This window comes from Myxococcus dinghuensis (assembly GCF_024198235.1).
Lineage (GTDB): Bacteria > Myxococcota > Myxococcia > Myxococcales > Myxococcaceae > Myxococcus > Myxococcus dinghuensis.
In genome coordinates this window covers 80,167-106,128 of sequence record NZ_JAKCFB010000018.1, presented here as the reverse complement: position 1 = coordinate 106,128, position 25,962 = coordinate 80,167, and the positions used below count along the sequence as shown (strand labels likewise).

Here is a 25,962-nt window from a genome sequence, read left to right as displayed (position 1 = left end):
CCGCCCGAAAGCGAACCATGTCCCCCTTCAAGCTCGCCCGGGTCCGGTGGCACGTCGGTCAGACGCTGCTCCCGGAGCACTTCGAGGCCCAGGAAGAATCGCTGGAGGCAGACGTCCGCCTCCATGCCTCGTTGTCCGGCACGCCGGGTTACGGCGTGGCGGCCATGGCCTGGAGCGAGCCGTTGCTGGCCGGGGGGAGCCTGTCCGTCTCGACGTTGACGGCGGTGACCCCGGCTGGCTTCGTGGTGGATGTCCCCGGCAACGCCGTCCTGCCGCCCTTCTCCCTGGAGGGCACGGGCCGCGGCGAGGCCACCATCTACCTGCACGTCATGGGGGACACCGGGAACGCGGACGGGGTGCGGCTGTACGCGGAGGATCCGCCGGTGCTCGAGCGGGTCATGCGTCAGCTGCGCCTGTCCGCGGAGCCGGTCCTGGACGGAGCGAAGGACACGCTCCCCCTGGCCGTCTTCCGCCGGGACACCGAGGGCGTGTGGCAGTTGACGGAGGACCTGGTGCCTCCACTGCTGCTGGTGGGCCCCCACCCGTTCCTCGGCGCCCTGCTCCAGCGGCTGGAGGCGCTGCTCGAGCAGTCCCGGCACCAGCTCATCGCGCGGCTGTCCGACAGCTACCTGCGCACCGACCGTCTCTCCAACGCGCGCCGGGCGCTCTGCGAGGTCCACCGCCTCCATGCGATGCTCGGCGACATGCAGCGCCACATCTCGCCCCACCCGTACGAGTTCTTCGACGCCCTGCGCCGCCTGTACTTCGAGGCGTGCTGCTACCTGGAGCTGATGCCGGACGCGAAGCTGCCCGCGTACCAGCACGAGGCCCCGGGCAAGGGGCTCTCCCGGTGGCTGGAGCTGCTCACGCGCGCGCTCCAGCCGGAGTCCACCCGCGCCACGCACCGGGCCTTCACCTCGCGCGACGGGCAGTTCCTCTTCAACCCGCTGCCGCCGGAGGTGCGCGAGGCGGGCGAGCTGTACCTGCTGGTGCAGCGGCGCCAGGCGGGTGAGCCGTTGCCGGTGGACGGCGTGAAGCTCGCCGGGCCCTCGCGCCTGGCCACCGTGCGCCGCATGGCGCTCAAGGGCATCCCCTACCACCACGTCCCGCACCCGTCCTTCCCCCACGCGCTGGGGCCGGAGATCGACTGGTACCAGTTGTCCCAGGGCGAGGAGTGGCAGTTCGCGCTGCGCGAGGACGGCCTGGCCTTCTACGCCACCCCGGCGCTGCAGGGCGCCCAGGTGTCCCTCTTCTGGCGCAGGTCCTGAGCCATGGGGCGCGCGTCCTTCTTCGACAAGTTCGCCTCCCGCGACAGCCGCCCTCCCCGTGGAGGTCGCGGCGAGCTGGAGCACGTCATCCGCAACCTGGAGGCCGTGCTCAACACCAAGGAGGGCTACGGCTTCTTCCGCCGCGACTTCGGCCTGGGTGAGTACACGGAGAAGTACGGCACGCGGGAGCTGGTGGAGACGCTCACCCGCGAGCTGCGCGAGGAGATCGGCCGCAACGAGCCGCGGCTGTCCAACGTGGAGCTGACGATGCGCGGGCGCGACGCGGGGCTGTGGCTGCACTTCGGGCTGGTGGGCACCGTCGCGGGCGAGCGGCGCAAGCTGCACCTGCGCTTCGACACCCTCAGCGGACACGTCCGCGTGGAGGAGGAGCCATGACGCCGGCAACGTTCACGGACCGGCTGGTCGTGTCCGTCACCCTCACCGCGGGGGGCACCGCGCACGCCATCCCCGCCGGCGACGTGAAGTCCTTCTCGCTGGAGCTGCGCTCCTGGGGCTTCGACGGGAGCGTGTCGTTCGACATCGCGGACAACACGTCCGCGGGCGGGCTGGAGAAGGATCCGCTCAAGCAGGCCTTCCTCGAGCAGGACCTCATGGAGTGCCAGCTGGAGGTGAAGAGCGTCCACACGGACGCCGCGCCGCAGCCGGCGCTCACCTCCCTCAAGGTGAAGGGCCTGGTGGTGGAGCGCTCCCTGGTGGAGATGCCCGCGGTGCCCGGCCCCGGCGCGCCCCTGCTCCACCGCCGCTACGCCGTGACGTTCCAGGACGCGGCGCGGCACCTGTGGAGCCAGCACTTCCCCTGCGTGCTCTACACCCAGAAGACGATGAAGAACGTGCTGGACGCCCACAAGGGCTCGCACGTCGCCTTCACGTACGACTGGAGCGCGGGGCTGGACACCACCTGCCCCCAGTTGTTCCTCGGGCTGACGCCGGAGGAGGGCGCCAGCTTCTACGACTTCTTCATCTGGTACGTCGACTCGCGCAACGGCGTGCTGGCGTACGACTACGCGGCCGGCAAGTACACGCTGGCCGCCGCGAAGGCGGCCACCGGCAAGCCCGTGGACCTGCTGCCCCCGGAGGTGGACGCGCTCGCGCTGCGCTTCCCGGAGGTGCCCCGCCACGACCTGGCCATCCTCAACGCCGTGGCGGAGGGCCCCAGCAACAAGCCCATCACCCAGGAGCGCGCCGTCACCGGCATCCGCCAGGACGTGCTGGTGCGCACCCCCATCACCAACGAGGTGGACGCGCGCGTGTCCCTGGAGACCGCGCGCCTCAAGGTGCGTGGCAGGGAGGTGGAGCTGGGCTGGAAGCGCTTCCCGGCCACCGCCCTGGTGCCCGGCACGCTCGTCAAGCTGCCCACCCAGGAGGCCTGGGCGGCGGCGGGGCTGGCGGCGGGGGCCACGTACCGGGTGCGCACCGTCGCGTTGCGGGGGGACGCGGTCGCGTCCTCCCCGGACGCGACGCACCTGGCCAAGAACACCGCCTACAGCTTCTCCATGCACACCCTGCTGGAGGCCCAGGCGGAGACCTGGGTGGAGCTCCCCGCCTACACGCCCCCCACCTGGCCCCGGTACGTGGAGGGCCTCATCGTCAGCGAGGTGGGCGAGCAGAAGCACGAGACGTGGCAGGCCTACACCGACAGCCAGACGTCCCAGGACGGCTACAAGGTGAAGATTCCCCTCTGGGAGAATCAAATCGTCACCCTCCCCTTCAACCCCAACCTGCTGCCCGGCCACTTCTACTTCCCGGCCTACAAGGGGGAGCGGGTGCTCGTCGGGCTCGACTTCCAGAAGGCCTGGCTCAAGCGCTTCCTGGACTGGCGCGCCACCGGGCGCATGCCCGCGGACGGCCAGGGCACCCACCTGCTGGTCGGAAAGACACCGGAAAACGGGACGTCCATGAAGCACTCCTACGCGGAGGGCAAGCCGGTCTTCCTCTTGCAGAGGACGAACGAGAAGGACACGGCCCGCATCGAAATCAAGGAGGGGACGCTGACCATCCAGGTGAAGGAAGAGTCCGCGTAGGCACGTAGTCGGAGGCGTGAAGGACGACCCATGGGAACGCTGGTCTGCACCATCGAGCTGGACAAGGTGAAGGGCATCACCGTCACGGTGGACAACGCCGACGGGAAGATTCTGCAGACGATCACGATGGACGGCACCAGCATCACCACGAAGGTGGCCGGGCAGAGCGACACCAGCACCATCGTCCAGAAGGCGGACAGCATCGTCGTCACCGTCAAGGACTTCAAGGTGGACGCGCAGACCATCACCCTCCTCTCCAAGGGCACGTCGGAGTGGACGAGCCAGGACACGCTGAAGGTGGAGAGCACGAAGGACATGACGTTGACGACGCAGGCGAAGCTCACGCAGAGCGCCACGCAGGACGCGAGCCTGTCGTCCTCGCAGAAGGTGAACGTGGAGGCCACGGCGGCGCTGGCCCTGAAGGGGCTGTCCGCGTCGATGCAGGCCACCGGTGGCGAGGCGAAGGTGGACGGGCTGACGCTGAAGCTCGTGGGGCAGACGGACGCGGCGCTCAACGGCCTGAACGTGAAGGTCGCGGGCCAGGCGGCGCTGGACCTGGAGGCGCAGGGCATGGCGAACCTCAAGGCCTCCGGAATCACCAGCGTGTCCGGCGCCATGGTGAAGCTGGGGTGAGGAAGCACGCGTCATGACCGGCCCCACCGACCGCCTGCACCAGGACTTCCTCGAGGAGATGGCCTCGCTGGAGCGCTTCCGTCAGCGCTTCCACGAGCGCTACCCGGCCGCCCCGCTGGAGCGCGAGGACCCGGACGTGCGCCGCCTCATCGAGGCGATGGCCTTCTTCTCCGTGCAGACGCGCCACGCCACGCTGCACAACCTGCGCTCCACCTGGCGCCGCCTCTTCGCGGGCTTCTTCGACTTCCTCCTGGAGCCGCTGCCCACGCGCGCGGTGGTGCGGGCGCAGCCCACCGGGAAGATGGGCGAGCCGGTGGTGCTGCCCCGGGGCACGGAGCTGCGCCTGTCGCCCGCCGAGGGCGAGCCGGGCACCTTCCGCCTGCAGCGGGACCTGCGCGTGCTGCCGGTGGAGCTGGCCTCCACGGAGGTGCGCCCCCTGGCGCGCGGCGGGCACCGGCTCATCCTCACCTTCGAGTCGCGCCACGCGCGCGTGGACGCGGTGGGCACCATGAGCCTGCACGTGCGCCACCTGGACGAGTACCTGCCGTCGCTGGCGGTGTTCCACGCGCTGCGCCAGCACCTGCGCGGGGTGAGCGTCGTCTACGACGACCTGGCGGACGAGTACTCCACGGGGACCACCTGCGAGGTGTCCTTCGACCGGGAGCCGCCGGCGCCGGACGACTCGGAGGCGTACGCCCACCCGCTCCAGCGGCTGCGCTCGTTCTTCCTGTTCCCGGAGACGGAGCTGTTCATCCACGTCGCGGTGCCGCCCACGCGCGGGGAGTGGCGGCGCTTCAGCCTGTGCTTCGACCTGGCACAGCAGTGGAGCGTGGGCCGCTCCCACCGGCCGGACTTCCTCGTCCCCTTCGCGGTGCCGGTGGAGAACCTGCGCGCCGAGCCCGCCCAGGTCATCAACACGGACGGCACGCGCTCCGAACACCCCATCCGCAACATGAGCGCGGGCCGGGAGATGGCGCTGCACTCGGTGACGGGCGTGTACGAGATGACGAAGACGGGCCTTGCGCCCCTGCGTCCCGCGCACCTGCCGGGCACCGGCCCGGGCTACGAGGTGGAGGACGTGCCCGGCGAGAACGGCCCCTCCCCCCACCTGGTGCTGCGCATGCCGGAGGCCTTCACCTCGCCGCGCAAGCTGGTGGTGGAGGCGCTGTGGCACCAGCCGCGCTTCGCGTCGGAGGCCTCCGGCCGCATCAGCGTGGGCGTGCCGGCCCGCCACATCGAGGGCCTGGAGTGGAGCCTCGTGGGCCAGCTCCAGCCCCACCGGGACAGCCCCCTGCGCGACGACCTGACGGCGCTCACCCAGCTGCTCGCCTGGAAGGCCCAGGCCACCCTGGGCATGGACGAGCTGAGGGCGGTGCTCCAGCACCTGGGCACCCCCGCCGAGGGCCCCTTCCGCCGCGTGCTGCCGCTGCTGCGCGAGCTGAGCGTGTCGCGGGTGCCGGACAGCGCCATGCGCGGCTCGGGCCTGCGCAGCGTCTACGAGGTGGTGTTGGAGCCCTTCGAGCCCGGCTTCGAGCCGCTGGTGGTGTGCTTCCTCGGGCGGGTGAGGGACCTGCTCGACGCGTGGAACCACGAGGCGACGGTGGAGCTGCGAGCGACCATCGCGGGCGCAGGCCCGCTCACCCTTCCGGGAGCCAGCTGACATGAAGATGACGCACTGGAAAGCCATCCTCGTGATGTACCGCCAGGTGGAGGACCTGCTCGAGCGGGAGCTGGGCGTCTCCTCGCTGGCCCCGGAGCAGCGCGAGCGCCTGTCCTACGGCGCCATGGACGCGCTGTGCCGCAGCATCATCGCGGAGTTCGACCGGCTCCGGGCCACGCTGGGCGACGACATCCGCGCCGACGACGTGGAGAAGGTGCTGCAGCCCCTGGCCTTCATGGTGGACGAGAAGGTCCTGGGACGGCTGGCTCCCGACGACGCCCAGCACTGGCCGCTGGTCCAGCTGCGCCTGTTCGGCGCGGACGCGGGCGGCGACCTCTTCTTCGAGCTGGCCGACACCAGCCTGCGCCGCCCCGACACCGCGCCCCTGCTCTTCGAGGTCCTGCACTTCTGCCTCACCGCGGGCTTCACCGGCCGGCACGTGGGCCACCCGGCGCGCCTGCGCGAGTACCGCGAGCAGCTGGCCGAGCGCATCCCCCAGCCGAAGATCGCCGCGCCGGAGAGCCCCACCGAGATGGGAGGCCCACCTCCCCCCACGCTCTATGACTTCCCCTGGCGGTACTACGCGGTGACGGTGGGCGTCATCCTCGGGTTGCCCGTGGTGCTGTGGCACCTGTCGAACTGAGGCGCGCCATGCCCCCGGCCCCGGCACGAACGGACGCGGCTGCGTCTCGGAAGAACGCGGCGCCCCAGCCCCCGGCGAGCCCCACCGAGCTCCTGGAGCGGTTCGAGCGGACTCTGGCGACGTCGCTGGGAGGGCTCGCCGCGGGCCTGAAGCCCCTCCTGGAGACGGTGCGCGAGGGGGTGAAGGCCCTGGACCCCGGCCCCGGCGGCGCCCGCCTGTCTCGCAAGGAGCGCGAGGCACGGTGTGTGCAACTGGAGAAGGCTTTCGAGCGACTGGAGGACGTGATGGAGGGCCTCCAGCTCGCTGCCCGCGCGCAAGCGGGCGGGAAGAGGGACTGAGCCATGGCGGGCGAGAAGCAACCGGTCGCGGCGGCCGCGAGCGCGGCGGCGACGACGGTGGAGGCAGCCAAGCCCTACCTGACGTACATCCTGATCGGCCTCGGGGTGCTGCTCACGGTGGCCCTGGTGGTGGGACTGGTCTGGTGGTGGCGCAAGCGGCGGCGCAACGCGCCCCGGCCGGAGCCCCGGAAGAAGCTGGAGGCCCGGGCGCTCACGCGCATCCGCGAGCGCTTCCTGAGCGCGCTGCCGGTGCGCTACCGGCTGGCGGTGCTGGACTTCCCCACCGTGGTGGTGCTCGGGCCGGCGGGCGCCGGCAAGACGACGCTCATCGACCTGGAGGTGGACTGGCGCCGGCAGGAGCGGCAGTTCATGCCCAGCTTCACCGAGGATCCGCTGCTGCAGATCTTCCTCGGGCCGGACAAGGTGGTGCACGAGGTCTCCGCGTCGCTGCTGGAGGACGACACGCAGGAGGCGCGCAAGGCGCTGAGCGCGCTGTGGAAGTCGAGCTTCCGGCGTCAGCGCGGGCGGGTGGTGGTCGCGCTGGACGCGCGCTGGCTGGCGGAGACGCCGCCGGACGAGGTGCGCCGGGTCATCCAACTGATGCGCGGGAAGATCAACCTCCTGGCGGAGGTCACCCGCAACTCGGTGGAGACGCGCGTGTGCCTGACGCACATGGACGCGATGGTGGGCTTCGAGGACTTCTCCCACCTGCTGCGCAACCACGGCATCCCCCTGCACTGGGACGTGCCACCGCCGGGTGAGGAGGCCCGGCTGGCGACGGGGCTGCAGCCCATGGAGCAGTACTTCGCGCTCGGCCTGGTGTCGTTGTCGGTGGACGCGTTCGGGCGGCTGGAGGAGTTCTACGCGCGGGGTGGAGAGACGTTCGCGGCGCTCGCGCGCTTCGTCACCGGCTTGGGTGAGGGCGGCACGCTGTCGTTCCGTCCGGAGCTGTCGCGCGTGTACCTGTCCTCGCCCGTTCCGGACGCGCGCTCCGAGGGCGTCTTCGCCATCGCCCAGGAGAAGCGCAACGTCGAGCTGCGCGCCCGCTACCGGGCCAAGCACCTGACCCGGTGCGCGGTGCTGCTGGCGGTGGGGTGTCTGCCGGTGCTCGCGGCCTACGGGAACTTCTACTCGAAGCTGGAGGCCGCCCAGCGGCACATGGAGGACTTCGAGGCGACGGTGCAGCGGCTGGGGCAGCAGCACCTGACGGCCTCCGGCGAGGTGGTGGTGGAGAAGGGCCAGGGGGCGATGCAGGCCATGGACGCGATGCTGCTGGCCGCGCGCTACTTCCCCCCGCTGAGCCACAGCTTCACGGACGAGCTGGAGGTGCTGCGCGCGCAGCTGTCCAACACGGTGCGCCTGTCCTACCTCAAGCCACTGATGGAGAGCTGCCAGGAGCAGTGCCAGCGCTGCGGCACGCTCATCCCCGGCTGCGCGCCCGCGGAGATGGTGGGGAGCCGCTCGCTGTGGGCGCCGTCGCATCCGGACGAGCGCTGCGAGCGCGAGACGCTCTGCCGGCCGGAGCAGATGCTGCACCTGATGGCGGTGGCGCGCGCGTCGCGCAGCGACGACATGGGGCGCTTCATCCTCTCCGGGCTGAACGGGCAGTACCGCAAGCGCTGGAACTGGGCGGGCGAGACGCTCGGCCTGGTGGGCACGCGCGCCTCGGAGAAGGAGGCCAACTGGATGCAGGCCACCGGGCTGCGCGAGGAGGTGGTGGGCGACTACATCATCTCCAGCGACAACGCGTGGCGCGAGGGCATGCAGGCGCAGGCGCAGGTGCCGTGGATGCACTGGCCCTACGAGTGGCTGACGGCGGAGAGCTACCTGGGCCCGTGGCGCGACCACCTGCTGCGGCTCCAGATGGTGCTGGGCGCGCGCGAGCTGAACCTGGAGCAGTGGCGCACGCTCGTGGCGGAGCGCAAGCGGCTCCAGCTCACGCTGGCCCAGAGCGTCAGCTACACGTCCGCCAACAAGATGCTGGCGCTGCTGGACGCGTCCGGCGCGCCGGAGAGCCAGGCCACGCTCAAGGGCGTGGAGAGCACGCTCGACGCGCTCGACTGGCACCGGGAGCACCAGCCGATGCTGGCCGCGGTGCTGCGCATGGAGGAGGAGATCGACGCGGGCCTGAAGGCCTCCGAGGAGATGTCCACCGCGGAGCTGCTGACGCGCACCGGCGGCCTCTTCGTGCCCACCAACGGGGACGCGCGCCTGGAGGTGCGCGTGCTCCAGCAGTCCTTCGAGTTCCGGCCCAAGGAGCTGTCGCGCACGCTGCTGGACAAGCTGCTCCGGCAGATCGAACAGGGGCAGCGCCCCTTCAGCCGCCCCTCCGTGGGACTGCCTCCGGGCGCGGTGGCGTCCGCGTCGGAGATGGGGATGGGCATCTCGGTCGACGACGCGATGGACGTGGGCCGGGTGGACGCCATGCCCTCGCGCCAGGGGGTGGAGTGGCTGACGTTCGAGACGGACATCAAGCCGCTGGTGGACGAGTTCACCATGCGCATGACGGACTCGAAGCTGTCGCGGGCGGAGGCCGCGCAGCGCCAGGGCTACGTGCTGAAGAAGGTGTCCAACTTCGCGCAGCGCTACCGGCAGGACCTGCTGGTGAAGTACCGCGACTACCGCTTCACGGCGACGACGACGACGCTGGCCTCGGAGCTGTCCGCGGTGACGCAGCCCACGTCGGAGCTGGTGGCGATGCTGCGCGAGGTGTCCACGGGCGCGGGCATCGGCCCCATGGAGGGCCCCTACTACGAGCCGCTGCGCCAGGAGCTGTCCGCGTTCCGGCCCATCGTCCAGCTGATGACGCCGGACAAGGACGGGCAGACGCCGACGCTCGGGGCCTACCTGCTGCTGGTGTCGCAGCTTCACACGGAGGTGTCGGGCTTCAACGCCCCGCCCCTGCAGGGTGACCGGATGGTCGTCCCCGCGGCGCTGCGCGCCGGCGTGGAGGACACGTCCGCCTCGACGCAGGAGGGCGGCCGGCAGCTGACGGACCTGCTCACGCCGCTGGGCCGGCTGGGCCTGTCGATGCTGCTGGACGAGGAGGGCTCGTACCTGCGCAAGGTGGACGCGTGGCTGGACAAGCAGGGCATCCTCGGTGAGCTGCGGCGCCCGTTCCGCGAGCCCTTCCTGATGACGCGGGAGCTGGGCCGCGCGGAGCTGGAGCGCGTGCTGGAGGAGCAGTGGGACTGGCGCTTCCGCACGCTGCTGACGCCGCTGTTGCGCCGCTACCCGTTCACCGTGGAGGCCACGCAGGAGCTGGACCCGACGGAGCTGGAGGTCCTCAAGCGCAAGGACGGCGCCTTCTGGCAGTTCGTGAACCAGGTGCTGTCGCCGGTGGTGGAGGAGCACGGCACGGAGTGGATGCTGCGCCGGCCGCTGCGCCAGCAGCTCGCGGTGCCGCCGCGCATGCTGAGCATGATGGGGCGGCTGTCGAAGCTGGCGAAGCTGCTCTGGGACGACAACGGGAAGCCGCAGCCGCTCATGCTGCAGGTGCGCCCCCTGCCCCTGCCACCCTCGGGAGAGAACGGCTTCGTGACCATGTCGTTCCTCAAGTGCGGCGAGGCGGCGGCCTTCGGCTTCAACCAGACGCCGGCGTGGCAGGACTTCGCGGTGGCGTGGTGGGAGCCCCGCTCCGCGTCGGTGGGCGTCGAGCTGCGCGTGCCGGGCCGCGAGGGCAAGCGCTACCGCTCCACGGAGCTGTCGCGCTCCTCGTGGAACTGCTTCCGCATCCTGGACGCCGCCACCTTCGACGCCGAGCACAACGCCATCTGGCCGCTGCCGGGCCCGGACGGCTCGCAGTTGTCCGAAATCCGTCTGCGCTTCGGCATGCGCGGGGGCCCCTGGACCCTCTTCCAGGAGGTGACGCGATGAACGGGAACAGGCAGCCGGGGTGGCTCGCGCTGGTGCTGGCGGTGGGCCTGTCCGCCTGCGCTCCGACGCACCTGACGGTCAACGTGAAGTCCCCGCCGGGGACGAACCAGGGACGACCGCTGCACATGGTCGTCCGCGCGGTGGACGCCCAGCGGTACATGACGGAGTTCTACGCCGACGTGGCCGAGCGCGTGGTCCACCCGGACGACTCCGTGGTGCAGACGCTCGTCATCTACCCGGGAGAGAAGACGCAGACGCGGGTGAAGATTCCGGAGGAGATGCCGCTGGCCATCTCCTTCCTGTTCACCACGCCGGACGGCGCCTGGCAGGTGCTGCTCGACACGCCGATTCCGGGGCGCGTGGACATCGAGCTGGAGGAGAGCCGCATCCGCACGGACGCGCCCACGAAGAAGAAGAAGAAGTCGGGCAAGGGCGACGAGGCCAAGGCCGAACCGCCCAAGCTGGAGGCGCCCAAGCTGGAGGCCCCGAAGGTCGAGCCCCCCAAGGTGGAGGCGGCGCCTCCTGGCGGCAAGTGACGTTCCTCACGGCGTGACGACGGAGGGGCCGGCATGCGGTGCATCCACGGCGAGCCCGAGAAGAAGTGCGTGCGGTGCAACCCCGAGAAGGCCTACTGCAGCCACGGCATGCGGCGTTCGAGCTGCATGACGTGCAACCGGACCTCCCAGGGCAAGTCGTCCCCGGACCTGTGGCAGGGGCCGTCGCGGGGCAAGCAATCGAAGCATGGCCGGAAGGAGCGCTCCTTCCAGAAGCACCAGGAGCGCTCGAGCGACGAGATCAACCCGGAGCTCTTCCGCCTCTCCGAGCAGGTCGCCAAGGCCCGGAAGGATGGACAGCCGCTCGTGCCCAAGAAGGCCGAGGTGTCCGCGGAGCCGGACCTCATCGAGTCCGTGAGCAAGGAGGAGATCGCCCAGTTCTTCTACGAGAAGCTGATGGCGGAGGACATCCACGTCTACCTCTCCGGAGGCGCGGCCCTCTCGTGGCAGGGCGGGAGCCGGCCCATCTCCGACCTGGACTTCCGCGTCGTGGCCTCGGACCTCGAATGCGGCAGCTTCACCGAGCGCCAGGGGGCAGCCGTCTTCGACTACATCAACGAGGTGGTGCTCAAGCAGTTGCGCGAGAAGTTCAAGGAGGCCGCGAAGCGGCTCGACAAGGACAGCAGCGCCAACGAGTTCGAGGCCATCGGCGAGGACGTCATCACCATCGGCACGCCCAACTGGTTCGGCGTGGAGATCAGCCTCTCGCTCGTCCCCTGGGCTCCCTCGGAGACGATCACCCTCGAGGGTGACGACGTCCCCGAGGTCGAGGCGCTGCCGTTGCACGAGCTGCGCAACGACAAGTTCAAGGCGATGATCAGCCGCACCAAGCGCGGCGAGGACAGCATCAAGAAGGTCGCCCAGGACCTGTATGACTTCCTCGACGCCACCGTCCTCTTGGACGATGGGGGCGAGGGGCACGCGCTGAGCATGGCGGAGCACCTGGAGGCGGCCATCAGCGCCAGGACGCGGGAGTACCAGGTGGCCAACCTCGAGGGGATGCGGCTGGACCACCTGGACGAGGAGGCGCTGCGGGAGCTGATGCGCGCGCGCGCCGTGCTCACCGCGCAGGCCCACCTGGGAAGCCAAGGCAAGGGAGGGCCGCGCAAGCGGATGATGCACCAGCTCATCGAGAGCGCCCCCAAGCCGCTGAAGGCGCGGCTGTGGAAGAAGCTGGAGCGGCTGTGCGTGGTCTCGGTCCTCCCCGAGTCCAAGACGCGCCTGCGCCCCTGGATGGCGAAGTGGAACCAGGCCCCGCTCCAGGGCCCCCAACGGCAGGGCATGTCCCGCGTCAGCCTGCTCCCCAGCACCCAGGGACAGGAGGCGCACGTCGGCGACCTGCTCGAGATGTGCCCCGAGGACTTCCTGGTGGACCCGCTCGACGACTACCTGCCAGCCGCCAACGTGGACGGCGAGCTGCGGGGCCACATGCTCCAGATGATGCGCGTGCTCTTCCTCTCCGGGGGATTCCGGACGCTGGCCGACTCGAAGAGCACGGTGCAGACCCTCACCGCCGTCGGGCTCACCCAGAACCAGTTCGACAAGGCCTACAAGGCGCTGAAGAAGCACAAGCTCGTGGAGGGGCACGACGAGGGGCTGTTCCTCTCACCCACGGCCAAGGCCCTGCTCTATTCCCCCTCCGAGCAGCAGTTCCTCCGGGTCCCCGGGGAGCAATAGGAGGAGTACCGCCCGTCCTCGCGCGCTCAGACGATGCGGCGGGCCTCGTCGAACCCGAGCGCGCGTGGCTCGACGCCCACGAGCGGGCGACGGGAGTCCGGCATGAAGCGAATCGAGATCGTCTACGAGGTGACAGGCGACCTGGCCTCGCTGGACCTGGGCGAGTGGCCCACGCCCCTCTCCGTCTTCTTCCCGGAGGGCTCGCGCTGCGAGCAACTGAACTACGGGCAGGGCGAAGGACAGGTGGACATCGACGGCGAGGAGTGGGGCTTCTACTGGAGCCCCCATGGCAGCCTGCGCGTCGTGAGGCACGAGGGCCTCCGCTCCGTGGAGCAGACCCAGGAGGTGATGACGCGAATCCGCGCGCGGCTCGCAGAGCGGCTGCGCGGGGAGGTCACGTTCCGCCTGAGCTCGGTCAGCGAGGAAGCACCGTTCGACCCGCCCGCGTAGCGGACCTCACGTCGGCTTCCCGCCTCCCCTGCCCGGAGGTCCCCCGGTCCGGGGCTCCAGCTCCGCGCGCGCCGCGTCGGCTTCTCCGGCCGCCTTCTTCTCCAGCTCCGCGCGCATCGCGTCGGCGCCTCCCGCCGTCGCGGGCGCCTTGTTCTCCAGCGCCGCCCGCGCCGCGTCGGCCTCTCCAGCGGCCTTCTTCTCCAGCTCCGCGCGCATCGCGTCGGGGCTCCCCAGGGGCACCGGTGACGCCGCCGCGGCCTTCTTCTCCAGCTCCGCGCGCATCGCGTCGACGCCTCCCGCGGGCACGGGGGGAACGTTCATCCGCGCCTCGAGGTCGTCGAGCGCCGGGTTGACGCGGCCCACGGTGGCGTCCACCTGGGACTTCATCGTCGTGCGGGCCGTGGAGACCTGCTCCTCCGCGGAGGCGCTGGCCGTCTCGACCTGCGCCTGGGCGGCCTGGGCACCGGCATCGACCTGTTGCTCCAGCTCCGGCAGCCTCGCCTTCACCTGGGTCTTCACGGTGTCGACCTGTGCAGCCATCTGCTCCTGGAGGGTCGTCACCTGGGAGACGGCCTGCTCCTTCACGGTCCCCACCTGTGTGACGGCCGCGGCCACCGCCTGGTCGATCTGCGCCCCCGCCGGCTCGACTTGCTGGAGCACGGCCTGCTTCAGCGTGTCCACCTGCTGCACGAGTTGCTGCTGAATCGTCTCCACCTGCTGGAGGGCCTGCGTCTGCACCGTGTCCACCTGGGTGACGACCTGCTCCTGCAGCGTCGACATCTGTGTGGCCATCTGGCTGGAGAACGTCCCGAGCTGGGTGGTGATCTGCGTCACCACCTGCTGGATGGCCTGGAGCGCCGGGTTCACCAACGGCTTGGGGAGGTTGGCGGCGGGAATCGCGTCCAGCAGCGTACTGACGCGCGACAGGAGCGCCTCCAGCGAGCCGACCAGCGTCTGGTAGAGGGTCTGGAGCTGCTCGAGCACCGCGGGCAGCGGCGTGAACAACGCCAGGATCTGCTCCTTCACGGCGGCGAGCTGCCCCAGGACGGCATCCAGCTTCGACAGCGTGGTGTCCAGCGCCTGCTGCAAGGGCGCGCGGACGGACGTGACCTGGGTCGCCACGCCTTGCACCAGCGCATCGAGCGCCGCGCTGGTCTGGGAGATGATCGCCTCCACCCGCGCCTGCGCGGGGGCGATGGCCTTCTCGACCGTCTCCACCTGCGCCACCAGCGACTCCACCTGCCCGGACAGCGTCGCCTCCAGCGACCCCAGCGACGTCACCGCCCCCTCCTTCGCCGAGCCCAGCGACGACGCCACGCCCTGCTCCAGCGAGGTCAGGCTCGTGGACATCGACTGGGACGCCCCCTCGACCTGGGCGCGCAGCGGCGTCAGTTCCCCGCGCAGCCGCGTCACCTCCGGCGTGTCTCCGGCCGCGCCCAGCTTCGCGTCGAGCGCGTCCATCCGCCCCAGGAGCCCCGTCAGCGCGGGCTCCAGCTCCGGGCGTATCGAGGCGAGCAGCGCCTCCACCGGTCCCACGGCGCTCTCGACCGCGGTGCGCGCGACTCCGATACGGCCGACACATCCCGAGCCCGTGGACTCGACGTCTCCGCGCAGCTCCGCCAACGTGCCCAGCAAGGCCTTCACGTCCCCACCTCCTTCGACGCGCTGATTCCGGGGTGGCTCACTTCAGTCCCTCCAGGGCCGCGCGGGCCTCGGTCGCCGCGCTCGTGAGCGAGGACGTCCGCCCCTCCAGTCCGGCGAGCGCGCCGTCGAGCTCCGCGCGGGCCTCGCCGACCTTCGCGCTCACCGCGCCCTGCGCGGCCTCCAGCTTCGCCTGGGTCTGCGCCGTGGCGCCGTCCAGCTTCGCCTGGGACGTCCCCGCCGCGACGCGGTATGCGGCGGTCGTCTCCCCCATGGCGCCACCGACCCCGGCCGACAGGTCGGCCCGCGCCGTCTCCACCTGGGGCGAGACGTCGTAGGTGGACTCGGCGGAGGCGCCGCCTTGCAGCTCCTTCGTCTGGAGCATCATCACGCCCTCCGCCATGCGGACCGTCTCCGTGTCCGGGCCGGAGACGCGCCGCAGGTGCCACACGGGCCTGGCGTCCTGGAAGTCGTGGATGATGGAGGTCTGGCTGGTGTCGTTCTTCCCCAGGAGGATGCTGTCCCCCTGCCCGTCCTGCGGCAGCCGCGCGGCGTCCGCCCAGTCGAGGTGCCGGTGCAGCGCGGCCCGGTCGAAGTGCAGCGCCACCAGCACGCGCGCGTTCTTGTACGGCGGGAAGTAGAAGTGCCCGGGGAAGAAGCCGGGCTCCGAGGGCACGCTCACGACCTTGTTCCACAGCGGCACGGTGATGCGCCACGTGAGCACCGACGTCTTCTTGTCCTCCGACAGGAGGTAGATGCGGTCCTTCTCCCCGCCCCCGGGCGCGAGCATCTTCCCCTCGACGTGGATGGGGTAGCGCGGCACACGGTGCGGAGGCAGCGCCACCGTCAGGTCCGCCACGCGCTCGAGCAACACGGACATCGCCACGTCGTAGCCCGCGTCTTTCGTCTGGAGTCCCGCGTGGGGCCCCGGGTTGAGCGAGCGCGCCTCCAGGGACAGCTCCACCGAGCGCAGGTCCTCCCCCGTCCCCACCGCGACCCCGCCCCACCGGGCGCCCTCGAGGCGGATCCCCGCCCCCGGGTGCACGGCCACCGTGGGAAAATGGCTGAACGTGAGCCGCACGCGCCGCTGGGGTGCGCGCAGCCGCGCCTCCTCCAAGGTCTGACGCTGCTCCACCTGCGAGAGGATGGGCGTGCGCACCAGGTGGTCCTGGTGGACCCCCGCCACCGCGACCTTCGAGGTCAGCGGCTTCGTGGACGGCTGGACCGCGGAGGCATTGAGGACGCGCGCCCCATGACGGGGGACGGACGGGAACACCACCTCCGCCTGCCCGACCTTCTCCCGTGACAGCAGCACCGCCTTGCCCACGGGCGCCTTGCGCGCGGCCAGCGCGTAGCGGTCCTTCATGCAGTCATAGGTCCACACGCCCCCCCGCGAGGCCGCCAGCCACGCGACGAAGTCGTAGAAGCCCACGCCCGGCGCGTCCTCCCCCAACCCGAGGCAGATGAGCGGCCGCTTCTCGTCGAGCACGTCCCAGTCGCAGTCGAGCGTGAAGGCCCCGGCGGTGTGCTCCGTGAGCAGGTCGGCCAAGGAGGTATCCGTGCGCAGCTCGGTGGGACGGTGCTGGCGCCAGAGCACCCGGGCCGCGTCCTCGAACGCCACGGTGTAGCGCCGGAAGCGCACCGGGGCCCCCTCCACCACGCCGTGGGTCCGCGCCTCCATCTCCCGGGCGCGCGCCAGCCCGTGCAGCAACAGCGGCTTCGGAGGGGGCTCGGGGATGGGATAGCCCCCCGCGACGGTCAGCTTCACGTCGAGCAAAGCCGGCGTGTTGAACGCGGTGAACAGGGCCGCGTCGTCCTTCTCCAGCCCGGTCCAGAAGCTCACCGTCGCGGTGAACCCATGGGGGAGCAGCCGAACGGAGAAGGCCTCCACCTGACCGCCGGGAATGGTGAAGGACTGCCCGCCCACGGCCAGGGTGAGGGACAGCGAGAGTCGTTCCTGGAAGGCCATGCGTCCGGAGGCACTTGCCCGTTCCGTGCCAGCCAGGAGGCGGCGCCTTCCCCCGGGAGGACGCCGCCCGGGGCCACGGTTGCGGTCGCCTGGGACGCAGCCGCGTTCCACCGGCACGCACGGCGAGGGGCCCGGCCTGGGGGCGTCCGACGCGACCCCGGATGGTACGTGTCTTGCTCTCAGGCCGCCCCGGCGCGTGTCCGCGGGCTGTCTCCCGCATGAGCACGATTGGCTGTCGCGCGCCACGGGACGCGGATGAGCGGCTGGTGCGCCAGGTGGCGGCGAACATGGACGCTGGTGACCCTGCTGCTGGCACAGGGCGCCATGGCCCAGGAACCGGTGGCCTTGCCGGACTTCGTCCTGGAGCGGCTGGACGTGAATCCGGGCCCCGGTCCCCTGACGACCGGCGGTGGAACGGTGCTCCGTGGCGGCGAGCTGCGCGTGATGTTGATGGGCCACTACCAGCACCAGCCGCTGACCTTGAACACGAAGGAGGGGGAGATTCCCCTCCTGCGCAGCCGTTCGACGGGCCTTCTCTCCGTGGCGTTCGGCTTGAGCTCCCGGCTCCTGCTCGACTTCCAGATTCCGGTGATGACGCAGCGAGAGGGTGACCGGCTGGAGCGCCAGGGGCTGCTGGCGCCCACCCGGCACGGCGTGGGTTCGCCCCGGGTGGGAGCGCGGGCGGGACTGCTCAGCACGGAGAACGACGACTCCGTGGACCTGGCGGCGGAGGTGGACGTGAGCCTCCCCATGGGGACGGAGGGGACCCTGGCTCGCGGGAGGGAGACGAGCGCGCTGGCGAAGGTGATCGTCGCCGGTCAGTTCAACTCCATCCTCGCGCCCTCCTTCGAGGTCGGCGTGTTGCTGCGTCCCACGGTCTCCATCGAGTCCTCGGAGCTGGAGACGCGGGAGATCGGCAGCGAGCTGCGCCTGGGCGCGGGGCTCATGACGCTGGGCGCCCCGCTGCGCGCCGAGGTGGCCATCAACGCGGGGCTGTCGTGGAAGCAGTCGCGGACCGCCGCGGAGCTGCTCGCGGGCGCGCGCTATGCGCCGAGGGATGGCGTCGAGCTCTTCGCGGTGGGCGGCCTGGGGCTGGGCTCCGAGCCGGGCGTTCCGCTGTTCCGGCTGCTGGCGGGCGTGTCGTTCTCGTATCTGCTGGGTGAGGACACGCGGCCGGACTCGGACGCGAGCATCGTCCACGAGTCCGTGCCGCTGCCCATGCCCGACCCGGGACGGCGCGCGGGGGACTACCGGGGCGTGCAGTCCTCGCCGCTCGCGGGGCCGGACGTCTCCTCGCCCATCGCCAACGTGGCCCGGGACCGCTTCGTGTTGGAGAGCCGGGTGTACTTCACGACGGGCAGCTCGGAGCTGCCCGCGGAGTCACCCGACCTGGAGCGCACGGTGGAGATGATGCTCACCAACCCCTCCGTGACGCTGCTGACGGTGGATGGACACACCGACGATTCGAAGGCGGAGACGTTCAATCCCCGCCTGGGCCGCAACCGCGCCGAGGCGGTGTGGCGCTACCTCGTGGAGCACGGCGTCTCCCCCAACAAGCTGCGCCTGAGGAGCTTCGGGCCGGAGCATCCCGCGCAGAGCAACAGCACCCCTGAGGGCAGGGAGCGCAACCGCCGCGTCGAGCTCCTCCTCATGATTCCCTCCAACCAGGAGCCCACACCATGAAGTCCTTGGGCTGGAAGCCACTTCTCTGCTGCGCCGCCGTGCTGGGGGCGCTCACCGCCTTCGCGAGGGCAGACGTCTTCGGACTGGGCGACGGGCACGACGCTTCGCTCCTCGTCCCCGCTGGCGAGAGCCAGGTCATCAACCACTACACGGCCGTCGTGGCGCCGCTGCGCAAGGGGGACCGGGAGCTCCAGGTGGACACGCTCGCGGGCATCTCCGGGGGCGACCTGGTGGTGGTGTTGCAGACGACGGGCGTGGGTCCCCTCGCGGCCCCCGTGGACGCCGTGTTCAGCTTCAGCCCCTTCGAGCCCCTCCCGGTGGGACACTGGGAGTTCGCGCGCGTCGAGCGCGCCTGGGGCCGGACGCTGACGCTCACGCAGCCCCTGCAAGAGGACTTCGCGCTGCCCTATGCGCAGGTCATCCGCGTCCCGGAGTTCCGTGACGTCACCATCCAGCGCGGCGGTGAGATTCGCGCGCGCCCCTGGAATGGCGCCACGGGCGGGGTCGTCGCCTTCCTGGTCTCCGGAGAGATCCGCAACGACGGTGTCATCACGGCGACGGGCGCGGGGTTCCGGCCAGGGGGCGGCGGCGCCATCTTCTTCCGGGCGCAGAAGCTCCTCGGCACCGGACGCATCGAGGCCAATGGTCAGAGCTGGACCGAGGGCTTCGTGCCCGCGTTCGACTGGGAGGGAGCCCCTGGCAGCATCTCCGCGAGACTGGTCGAGGGCGCGGGCTGCGAGACGCTGACGGCCCGGCGCGGCGTCCTCCCGCCGGAGCTGGCCGCCTATTCGGGCTGGCGCGCGGAGCCGCCGAGCGGCTCGGTGCTGCTGCAGGCGGCGTCCTTCGAGGGCTGCTCGGTGCTGGTGGACGAGGGCTTCTCCTTCGACCGGGCGGCGCTCGGTGGCCCTCCGGAGGTCTTCACCTTCGTGGGCCATGGCCTGGTCATCCCGGGCGTGCCCACCCTCACCACTCCCGTCGAAGGGGCGTACCTGACCGCGGGCCACGCGCGAATCGAGGGGCTGGGCACGCGGGGCGCCACCGTCTACGCGAAGCTGGTCGACCTGGACCAGACGCCACCACGGGAGCTCTCGCTTCCGCTGACGTGGGTGAACGAAGCGGGTCGGTTCGCCATCGAGTTGCCGGCGCGACTCGCCTCGGGTCGCTACGTCGTCTCCGTGCACACGGAGCTCGAGGGGTTGGCCAGTCCTCCGAGCGCGTCCGTCCCGTTCGTCGTGGATGGCGTCTCCTTCCTGTCCCTGCTCGCGGGTGATGGCGGAGCGGAGGACGGGGGAACGGAGGACGGGGGTACGGGGACCGATGGCGGAACCCTGCTCGATCCGCCCGAGGTGACGTCGCCCACTCCCGGCCAGAAGGTGGGCAGCAACGGCGTCGTCTTCATGGGGCCTCTCGGGACCTACGCCTCGGTGGACGTCACGGTCGGTGGCGCCACCCACCTCACCACCCAACTCGACGGCGACGCGGGGACCTGGTCGACAGCCAGGTACACCCCAGGCTCGTCGGGCACCCTCGCAGTGAGCGTCACCGCTGTCGATGGTGATGGCAGTGCGACGGAGGCCAACGCGTTCACCCTCGACGTGAAGCTCGAGGCGCCTGCGCTCCCCACGGTGACGGCGCCCGCGGCCAACACCAAGGTAGGCGTCCATGGCGTCGTCCTCCGGGGCACCAACCCGGCGGGCACCACCGTCACCCTCGCCGTCAACGGCGTCGCCGTCAGCCCCGTCACCATCGATACGGCGACCTCGTGGTCGGTGGGCTCGTTCATCCCCACCACCTCGGGGCAGAACACCCTCGTCGTCACCGTCACCGACGCCTACGGCAACACCAGCACCGCCTCCCGCGCCTTCGACGTCAGCCTCACCGCACCCAGCGTCCCCACCGTGACGGCGCCCGCCGTCAACGCCAAGGTGGGCTCGAACGGCATCGTCTTCCGGGGCACCAACCCCACGGGCACCACCGTCACCCTCACCGTCAACGGCACCGCTTTCGGCCCCGTCACCGCCGACACCGCCACCACCTGGTCGACGGCCCGGTTCACCCCCACCACCACGGGCCAGAACACCCTCGTCGTCACCGTCACCGACTCCTACGGCAACACCAGCACCGCCTCCCGCTCCTTCGACGTCAGCCTCACCGCACCCAGCGCCCCCACCGTGACGGCGCCCGCCGCCAACGCCAAGGTGGGCACGAATGGCGTCGTCTTCCGGGGTACGAACCCGGCGGGCACCACCGTCACCCTCACCGTCAACGGCGTCACCGTCGGCCCTGTCACCGCCGACACGACCACCACCTGGTCGACGGGTACGTTCATCCCCCTCAGCTCGGGGCAGAACACCCTCGTCGTCACCGTCACCGATGACTACGGCAACACCAGCACCGCCTCCCGCGCCTTCGACGTCAGCCTCACCGCCCCCAGCGCCCCCACCGTGACGGCGCCTGCCGTCAACGCCAAGGTGGGTTCGAGCGGCATCGCCTTCCGTGGAACCAACCCCACGGGCAGCACCGTCACCCTCGCCGTCAACGGCACCGCTTTCAGCCCCGTCACCGCCGACACCGCCACCACCTGGTCGACCGGCACGTTCATCCCCACCGTCTCGGGACAGCACACCCTCGTCGTCACCGTCACCGACGCCTACGGCAACACGAATACCACGTCGCGCACCTTCGACGTCGGCCTCTCCGCCCCCGACGCGCCCACGGTGACGGCGCCCGCCGTCAACGCCAAGGTGGGCACCAACGGCGTCGGCTTCCGCGGCACCAACCCCACGGGCACCACCGTCACCCTCACCGTCAACGGCACTGCTTTCAGTCCCGTCACCGCCGACACCGCCACCACCTGGTCGACCGGCACGTTCATCCCCACGACCACGGGCCAGAACACCCTCGTCGTCACGGCCACCGACGGATTCGGCAACACCAGCACTGCCTCGCGCGCCTTCGACGTCAGTCTCACCGCCCCCAGCGCCCCCACCGTGACGGCGCCCGTGGTCAACACCAAGGTGGGCACGAATGGCGTCGTCTTCCGGGGCACCAATCCGACGGGCACCACCGTCACCCTCACCGTCAACGGCGTCGCCGTCAGCCCCGTCACCGCTGACTCCGCCACCACCTGGTCGACCGGCACGTTCATCCCGACCACCCCGGGCCAGAACACCCTCGTCGTCACCGTCACCGACGCCTACGGCAACACCAGCACCGCCTCCCGCGCCTTCGACGTCAGCCTCACCGCACCCAGCGCCCCCACCGTGATGGCGCCCGTGGTCAACGCCAAGGTGGGTTCGAGCGGCATCGCCTTCCGGGGCACCAACCCCACGGGCACCACCGTCACCCTCGCCGTCAACGGCACCGCTTTCGGCCCCGTCACCGCCGACACCGCCACCACCTGGTCGACCGGCACGTTCATCCCGACCACCACGGGCCAGAACACCCTCGTCGTCACCGTCACCGACGCCTACGGCAACACCAGCACCGCCTCCCGCGCCTTCGACGTCAGCCTCACCGCCCCCAGCGCCCCCACCGTGACGGCGCCCGCCGTCAACGCCAAGGTGGGCTCGAACGGCATCGTCTTCCGGGGCACCAACCCCACGGGCACCACCGTCACCCTCACCGTCAACGGCACCGCTTTCGGCCCCGTCACCGCCGACACCGCCACCACCTGGTCGACGGCCCGGTTCACCCCCACCACCACGGGCCAGAACACCCTCGTCGTCACCGTCACCGACGCCTACGGCAACACCAGCACCGCCTCCCGCTCCTTCGACGTCAGCCTCACCGCACCCAGCGCCCCCACCGTGACGGCGCCCACGGTCAACCAGCGCGTGGGCTCCACGGGTGTCGCCTTCCGCGGCACCAACCCCGCGGGCACCACCGTCACCCTCACCGTCAACGGCACCGCGTTCAGCCCCATCACCGCCGAATCGGCCACCGCCTGGTCGACGGACAACTACATCCCCACCACCCCGGGGCAGAACACCCTCGTCGTCACCGTCACCGACGCCTACGGCAACACCAGCACCGCCTCCCGCGCCTTCGACGTCAGCCTCACCGCCCCCAACGCCCCTTCGGTGACGGCGCCCGTCGCCAACACCAAGGTGGGCACCAGCGGCGTCGCCCTCCGTGGCACGAACCCGGCGGGCACCACCGTCACCCTCGCCGTCAACGGCGTCGCCGTCAGCCCCGTCACCGCTGACTCCGCCACCACCTGGTCGGTGAGCAAGTTCACCCCCACCTCCGCCGGGCAGAACACCCTCGTCGTCACCGCCACGGATGACTACGGCAACACCAACACCGCCTCGCGCTCCTTCGACGTCAAGCTCGCCCTGCCCGCGCAGCCCCAGGTGACCATCCCCGGCCCCAACGCCAAGGTGGGCGCGACGGGCACCCGCTTCGAAGGCACCAATGAGGCGGGCACGACCGTCACCCTCACCGTCGACGGGCAGAGCTTCGGCCCCATCACCACGGTGACGGCCACCACCTGGTCGACGCCCACCTACGTCCCCACCACCCCGGGAACGCACACCGTGACCGTCACCGTCACGGACGACTACGGCAACGTCAACACCGCTTCACGAAGCTTCGACGCCAAGCTCTCCCAGCCCGCGCAGCCTTCGGTCACCTTCCCCGAAGCCAACGCCAAGGTGGGCTCCACCGGGACTCGCATCGAGGGCACCAACGAGGCGGGCACGACCGTCACCCTCACCGTCAACGGGCAGAGCTTCGGCCCCATCACCACGGTGACGGCCACCACCTGGTCGACGCCCACCTACGTCCCCACCAGCCCCGGCCTCCACACCATCGTCGTCACCGTCACCGACGCCTACGGCAATGCCAACACCGTGTCGCACCCGTTCGACGTCAAGCTCTCCCAGCCTGACGCCCCCACGGTGACCTCGCCCGGAGTCGATGCCAAGGTCGGCTCGAACGGCATCGTCTTCCGAGGCACCAACCCGGCCGGCACCACCGTCACCATCCGCGCCAACGGGCAGAGCTTCGGCCCCGTCACCGCCGACACGGCCACCACCTGGTCGACGGCCAGGTTCATCCCCACCACGGCCGGGCTGAACACCGTCGTCGTCACCGCCACCGACGCGTTCAACAACGTCAGCACCGCCTCGCGCACGTTCGACGTGAAGCTCTCCCATCCCGCGACGCCGCAGGTGACCTCCCCCGCGAACGGGACCAAGGTGGGCAGGACCGGCATCACGTTCAACGGCACGAACGAGGCCGGAGCCAAGGTCACCCTCACGGTCAACGGCCAGAACGTCTCGCCGATCATCGTGAACACGGCCACCTCCTGGTCGACGAACACGTTCGTGCCCACGGCGTCCGGGACCAACAGGGTCTCCGTCATCGCCAGCGACGACTACGGCAACGAGAGCGCCCCCGCGACGCTCGACCTGGACGTGAAGATCACCGATCCGAGCGCCCCCATCGTGGTCCAGCCCGCGCACGGCGCGAAGGTGGGCAGGAACGGCACGCAGGTCCGAGGCACCGCCGACCTGGGCACCACCGTGCGCGTCACCATCGCGGGCGTCCTCGTCGGCGACAAGGAGACCAACTCCGGAAGCGAGTGGTCGTTCGGCGTCTACACGGCCGCCCCCGCCGGCTCGCCGCTCGTCAGGGCGGTCGCCACCGACGCCTACGGCAACACGAGCGCGCCCACCGAGTTCACCATCGACGTGAACCTGACGCAGCCTCTGGCGCCCGTCATCACCTCCCCCACCGTCATCGCCGGAACGTGGTGGGTGGGCAAGCAGGGCATCGACGTCAAGGGAACGACGACCCTCGACAGCACGCTGAAGCTCCTCCGGGAGACCAGCAGCGGTGACGTCACCATCGCCGAACTCCCGAAGGCCACGAGCGATCAGTGGGTCGTGTCGGTGAAGACCACGGACCCGACCGCTGCGTACTATCTGCCCGCGGGCATCCATGTGCTGAAGGCCATGGTGACGGACGCCTACGGCAACACCAGCGCCGTCTCCAACCGGGTCCCCGTCGAGGTGGACATCACGGATCCCACCGTCCCCGTCATCTCCACCCCCGCGCAAGACAGTTGGGTGGCACTCGCGCGGCCCGAGCTCGTCGGCACCGCCGACGGAAACACGGTCCAGGTGCGCGTCACCATCGATGGAATCGAGGAGCCGGCGCTCGTCCCCGTGACCACGGGGACCTGGCGGCACACGGTCTCGAAGACCCTCTCGGAGGGAGAGCACCGCGTGCGCATCAGCGCGCTCGACGGAGCCCTGAACGAGAGCCCCCTCTCCGCGGAGCGACGTTTCCGGGTGGAACTCACCAGGCCCATCGTCACCATCACCGAGCCCGCCAACGGCGCGCTCCTCATCATCAGCAGGCCCGTCTTCAAGGGCACGACGAACAAGCAGACCCAGCTCAAGATCACCCTGGATGGGAATCCGACGGTGACCATCGACTCGACGGGGGACCAGTGGAGCTACACGCCGCCCGCCGACCTGGATGGTGGCGGGCACGTCTTCACGGTGAAGGCGGTGGACCTCGCGCAACAGGAATCCGAGCCGAGGACGGTGTCGTTCAACATCGACCTCGAGGCCCCGTCCCAGCCGACGGTGACGTATCCCGGCAGCAACGAGTGGATCAGCACCCGGCAGCCGACCCTCCGCGGCACGGCGGACGCGGACTGCACGCTCACGGTGCTCATCGACAACGAGCCGCTGACCGCCAACCTCCGCCCCGGGGTGCAAGGCACCTGGACCTACCGCCCCTCGACGCTGCTGGCCCAGGGGACGCGGACCGTCCAGGTCCTCTGCAAGGACGCGCAGGGCCGCGACAGCACCCCGTCCGAACCGCGCACCTTCCGGATCGTCATCGATGGCCCCGCGAAGCCCATCATCGTCTCGCCGTTGGAAGGCGCCATCCTCGGCCCGGGCTTCAACACGCTCTCCGGCACGGCGGAGCCGGGCACCACGGTCACCGCGCAGCTCAACGGGGTGGACGTGGGCTCGTCCGTCGTCGCCGGCCCCGCCGGGGACTGGGAGCTGGAGATCCACCTGGCGCTCCGCACGGGCTCCCACGCGCTCGTGGCCCAGGCGAAGAACCTCGCGGGCATCGTGGGCGACAACTCCGATGCCCGTAACTTCCGCCTGGACTTCGACAAGCCGGTGACCCAGTTCGTGGACGCGCCCAGCGGCATCGTCAAGCGCACCTCCGTGACGTTCTCGCTCGGCGCGACGGAGGAGGTGGCCCAGTACGAGTGCTCGCTCGACGGCGCGGCGTTCGCGGCCTGCACCGCGTCCATCACCTTCCGCGACCTGGCCGAGGGCCCGCACTGGCTGGAGGTCCGCGCGACGGACCTGGCCGGAAACCTGGAGGACCCGCCGGCCCGGCGCGACTGGACCGTCATGCGCCCGAGCACCGTCGAGGGCGGCGGCGTGGGTTGCGCGGCGTCCGGCGCCGGAGTGCCCAGCGTCGTCGCGTGGCTGGCGTGGATCGGCCTGCTCGGCCTGCGCCGCCGTCGTCAGGGGTGACGCCCCCTGGC

Annotated in this window: 15 protein-coding genes; 13 read left to right on the top strand and 2 right to left on the bottom strand. The window is 70.9% G+C overall.

The genetic code is table 11. From position 1 onward, the window contains the following. Positions 1-17: 17 nt before the first annotated feature. From tssK to LZ198_RS23335, 11 genes are all read left to right on the top strand, one after another. Complete coding sequence (gene tssK / locus LZ198_RS23385; protein WP_253974241.1) at positions 18-1,268, top strand: type VI secretion system baseplate subunit TssK; 1,251 nt, start codon at positions 18-20, stop codon at positions 1,266-1,268. A 3-nt stretch (positions 1,269-1,271) separates the two neighbouring features. Next, positions 1,272-1,664 carry a GPW/gp25 family protein gene (locus LZ198_RS23380; RefSeq protein WP_253974240.1) on the top strand — a complete coding sequence of 131 codons (393 nt, stop codon included), beginning with the start codon at positions 1,272-1,274 and terminating at the stop codon, positions 1,662-1,664. Next, on the top strand, positions 1,661-3,310 hold the full coding sequence (locus tag LZ198_RS23375; RefSeq protein WP_253974239.1) for a hypothetical protein: 1,650 nt from the start codon (positions 1,661-1,663) through the stop codon (positions 3,308-3,310). The genes LZ198_RS23380 and LZ198_RS23375 overlap by 4 nt, the downstream gene beginning before the upstream one ends. A 30-nt stretch (positions 3,311-3,340) precedes the next feature. Then, positions 3,341-3,943: a hypothetical protein gene (locus tag LZ198_RS23370; protein WP_253974238.1), complete on the top strand. Its 603-nt coding sequence runs from the start codon at positions 3,341-3,343 to the stop codon at positions 3,941-3,943. 13 nt (positions 3,944-3,956) lie between these two features. Then, a complete protein-coding gene (locus LZ198_RS23365) occupies positions 3,957-5,603 on the top strand; it encodes a type VI secretion system baseplate subunit TssF (RefSeq protein WP_253974237.1) in 1,647 nt (548 codons plus the stop codon). A 1-nt stretch (position 5,604) separates the two neighbouring features. Further along, positions 5,605-6,246 (top strand): DotU family type IV/VI secretion system protein, encoded by a 642-nt coding sequence (locus LZ198_RS23360; protein ID WP_253974236.1) that lies wholly within the window; start codon positions 5,605-5,607, stop codon positions 6,244-6,246. 8 nt (positions 6,247-6,254) lie between these two features. Beyond that, positions 6,255-6,584 (top strand): hypothetical protein, encoded by a 330-nt coding sequence (locus tag LZ198_RS23355; protein WP_253974235.1) that lies wholly within the window; start codon positions 6,255-6,257, stop codon positions 6,582-6,584. Positions 6,585-6,587: 3 nt separating this feature from the next. Next, positions 6,588-10,460, top strand: a complete 3,873-nt coding sequence (locus tag LZ198_RS23350) for a type VI secretion system membrane subunit TssM (protein WP_253974234.1) — start codon at positions 6,588-6,590, stop codon at positions 10,458-10,460. Beyond that, positions 10,457-10,996, top strand: coding sequence for a hypothetical protein (locus LZ198_RS23345; protein ID WP_253974233.1), 540 nt, complete (start codon positions 10,457-10,459; stop codon positions 10,994-10,996). Before LZ198_RS23350 ends, LZ198_RS23345 begins: the two co-directional genes overlap by 4 nt. A gap of 33 nt (positions 10,997-11,029) precedes the next feature. Continuing rightward, positions 11,030-12,691 carry a nucleotidyl transferase AbiEii/AbiGii toxin family protein gene (locus tag LZ198_RS23340; protein WP_253974232.1) on the top strand — a complete coding sequence of 554 codons (1,662 nt, stop codon included), beginning with the start codon at positions 11,030-11,032 and terminating at the stop codon, positions 12,689-12,691. Positions 12,692-12,793: 102 nt separating this feature from the next. Continuing rightward, on the top strand, positions 12,794-13,141 hold the full coding sequence (locus LZ198_RS23335) for a hypothetical protein (protein WP_253974231.1): 348 nt from the start codon (positions 12,794-12,796) through the stop codon (positions 13,139-13,141). Between the two features lie 6 nt (positions 13,142-13,147). Here the strand turns inward: LZ198_RS23335 and LZ198_RS23330 are convergent, their stop codons facing one another. Both LZ198_RS23330 and LZ198_RS23325 read right to left on the bottom strand, forming a co-directional pair. After that, entirely contained in the window at positions 13,148-14,785 is a 1,638-nt protein-coding gene (locus LZ198_RS23330; RefSeq protein WP_253974230.1) for a hypothetical protein, read from the bottom strand. A gap of 37 nt (positions 14,786-14,822) precedes the next feature. Beyond that, positions 14,823-16,751 carry a hypothetical protein gene (locus tag LZ198_RS23325; RefSeq protein ID WP_253974229.1) on the bottom strand — a complete coding sequence of 643 codons (1,929 nt, stop codon included), beginning with the start codon at positions 16,749-16,751 and terminating at the stop codon, positions 14,823-14,825. Positions 16,752-17,048: 297 nt separating this feature from the next. Here LZ198_RS23325 and LZ198_RS23320 point away from each other — a divergent pair, with 297 nt between their 5' ends. Continuing rightward, positions 17,049-18,434, top strand: a complete 1,386-nt coding sequence (locus LZ198_RS23320) for an OmpA family protein (RefSeq protein ID WP_253974228.1) — start codon at positions 17,049-17,051, stop codon at positions 18,432-18,434. Then, positions 18,431-25,951 (top strand): Ig-like domain-containing protein, encoded by a 7,521-nt coding sequence (locus LZ198_RS43245; protein WP_267145482.1) that lies wholly within the window; start codon positions 18,431-18,433, stop codon positions 25,949-25,951. Before LZ198_RS23320 ends, LZ198_RS43245 begins: the two co-directional genes overlap by 4 nt. The last annotated feature ends 11 nt before the right edge of the window (positions 25,952-25,962 follow it).

Coding starts and splice junctions, on each gene's coding strand:
- tssK (WP_253974241.1), top strand. CDS start 18: ATGTCCCCCTTCAAGCTCGCCCGGGTCCGGTGGCACGTCGGTCAGACG.
- LZ198_RS23380 (WP_253974240.1), top strand. CDS start 1,272: ATGGGGCGCGCGTCCTTCTTCGACAAGTTCGCCTCCCGCGACAGCCGC.
- LZ198_RS23375 (WP_253974239.1), top strand. CDS start 1,661: ATGACGCCGGCAACGTTCACGGACCGGCTGGTCGTGTCCGTCACCCTC.
- LZ198_RS23370 (WP_253974238.1), top strand. CDS start 3,341: ATGGGAACGCTGGTCTGCACCATCGAGCTGGACAAGGTGAAGGGCATC.
- LZ198_RS23365 (WP_253974237.1), top strand. CDS start 3,957: ATGACCGGCCCCACCGACCGCCTGCACCAGGACTTCCTCGAGGAGATG.
- LZ198_RS23360 (WP_253974236.1), top strand. CDS start 5,605: ATGAAGATGACGCACTGGAAAGCCATCCTCGTGATGTACCGCCAGGTG.
- LZ198_RS23355 (WP_253974235.1), top strand. CDS start 6,255: ATGCCCCCGGCCCCGGCACGAACGGACGCGGCTGCGTCTCGGAAGAAC.
- LZ198_RS23350 (WP_253974234.1), top strand. CDS start 6,588: ATGGCGGGCGAGAAGCAACCGGTCGCGGCGGCCGCGAGCGCGGCGGCG.
- LZ198_RS23345 (WP_253974233.1), top strand. CDS start 10,457: ATGAACGGGAACAGGCAGCCGGGGTGGCTCGCGCTGGTGCTGGCGGTG.
- LZ198_RS23340 (WP_253974232.1), top strand. CDS start 11,030: ATGCGGTGCATCCACGGCGAGCCCGAGAAGAAGTGCGTGCGGTGCAAC.
- LZ198_RS23335 (WP_253974231.1), top strand. CDS start 12,794: ATGAAGCGAATCGAGATCGTCTACGAGGTGACAGGCGACCTGGCCTCG.
- LZ198_RS23325 (WP_253974229.1), bottom strand. CDS start 16,751: ATGGCCTTCCAGGAACGACTCTCGCTGTCCCTCACCCTGGCCGTGGGC.
- LZ198_RS43245 (WP_267145482.1), top strand. CDS start 18,431: ATGAAGTCCTTGGGCTGGAAGCCACTTCTCTGCTGCGCCGCCGTGCTG.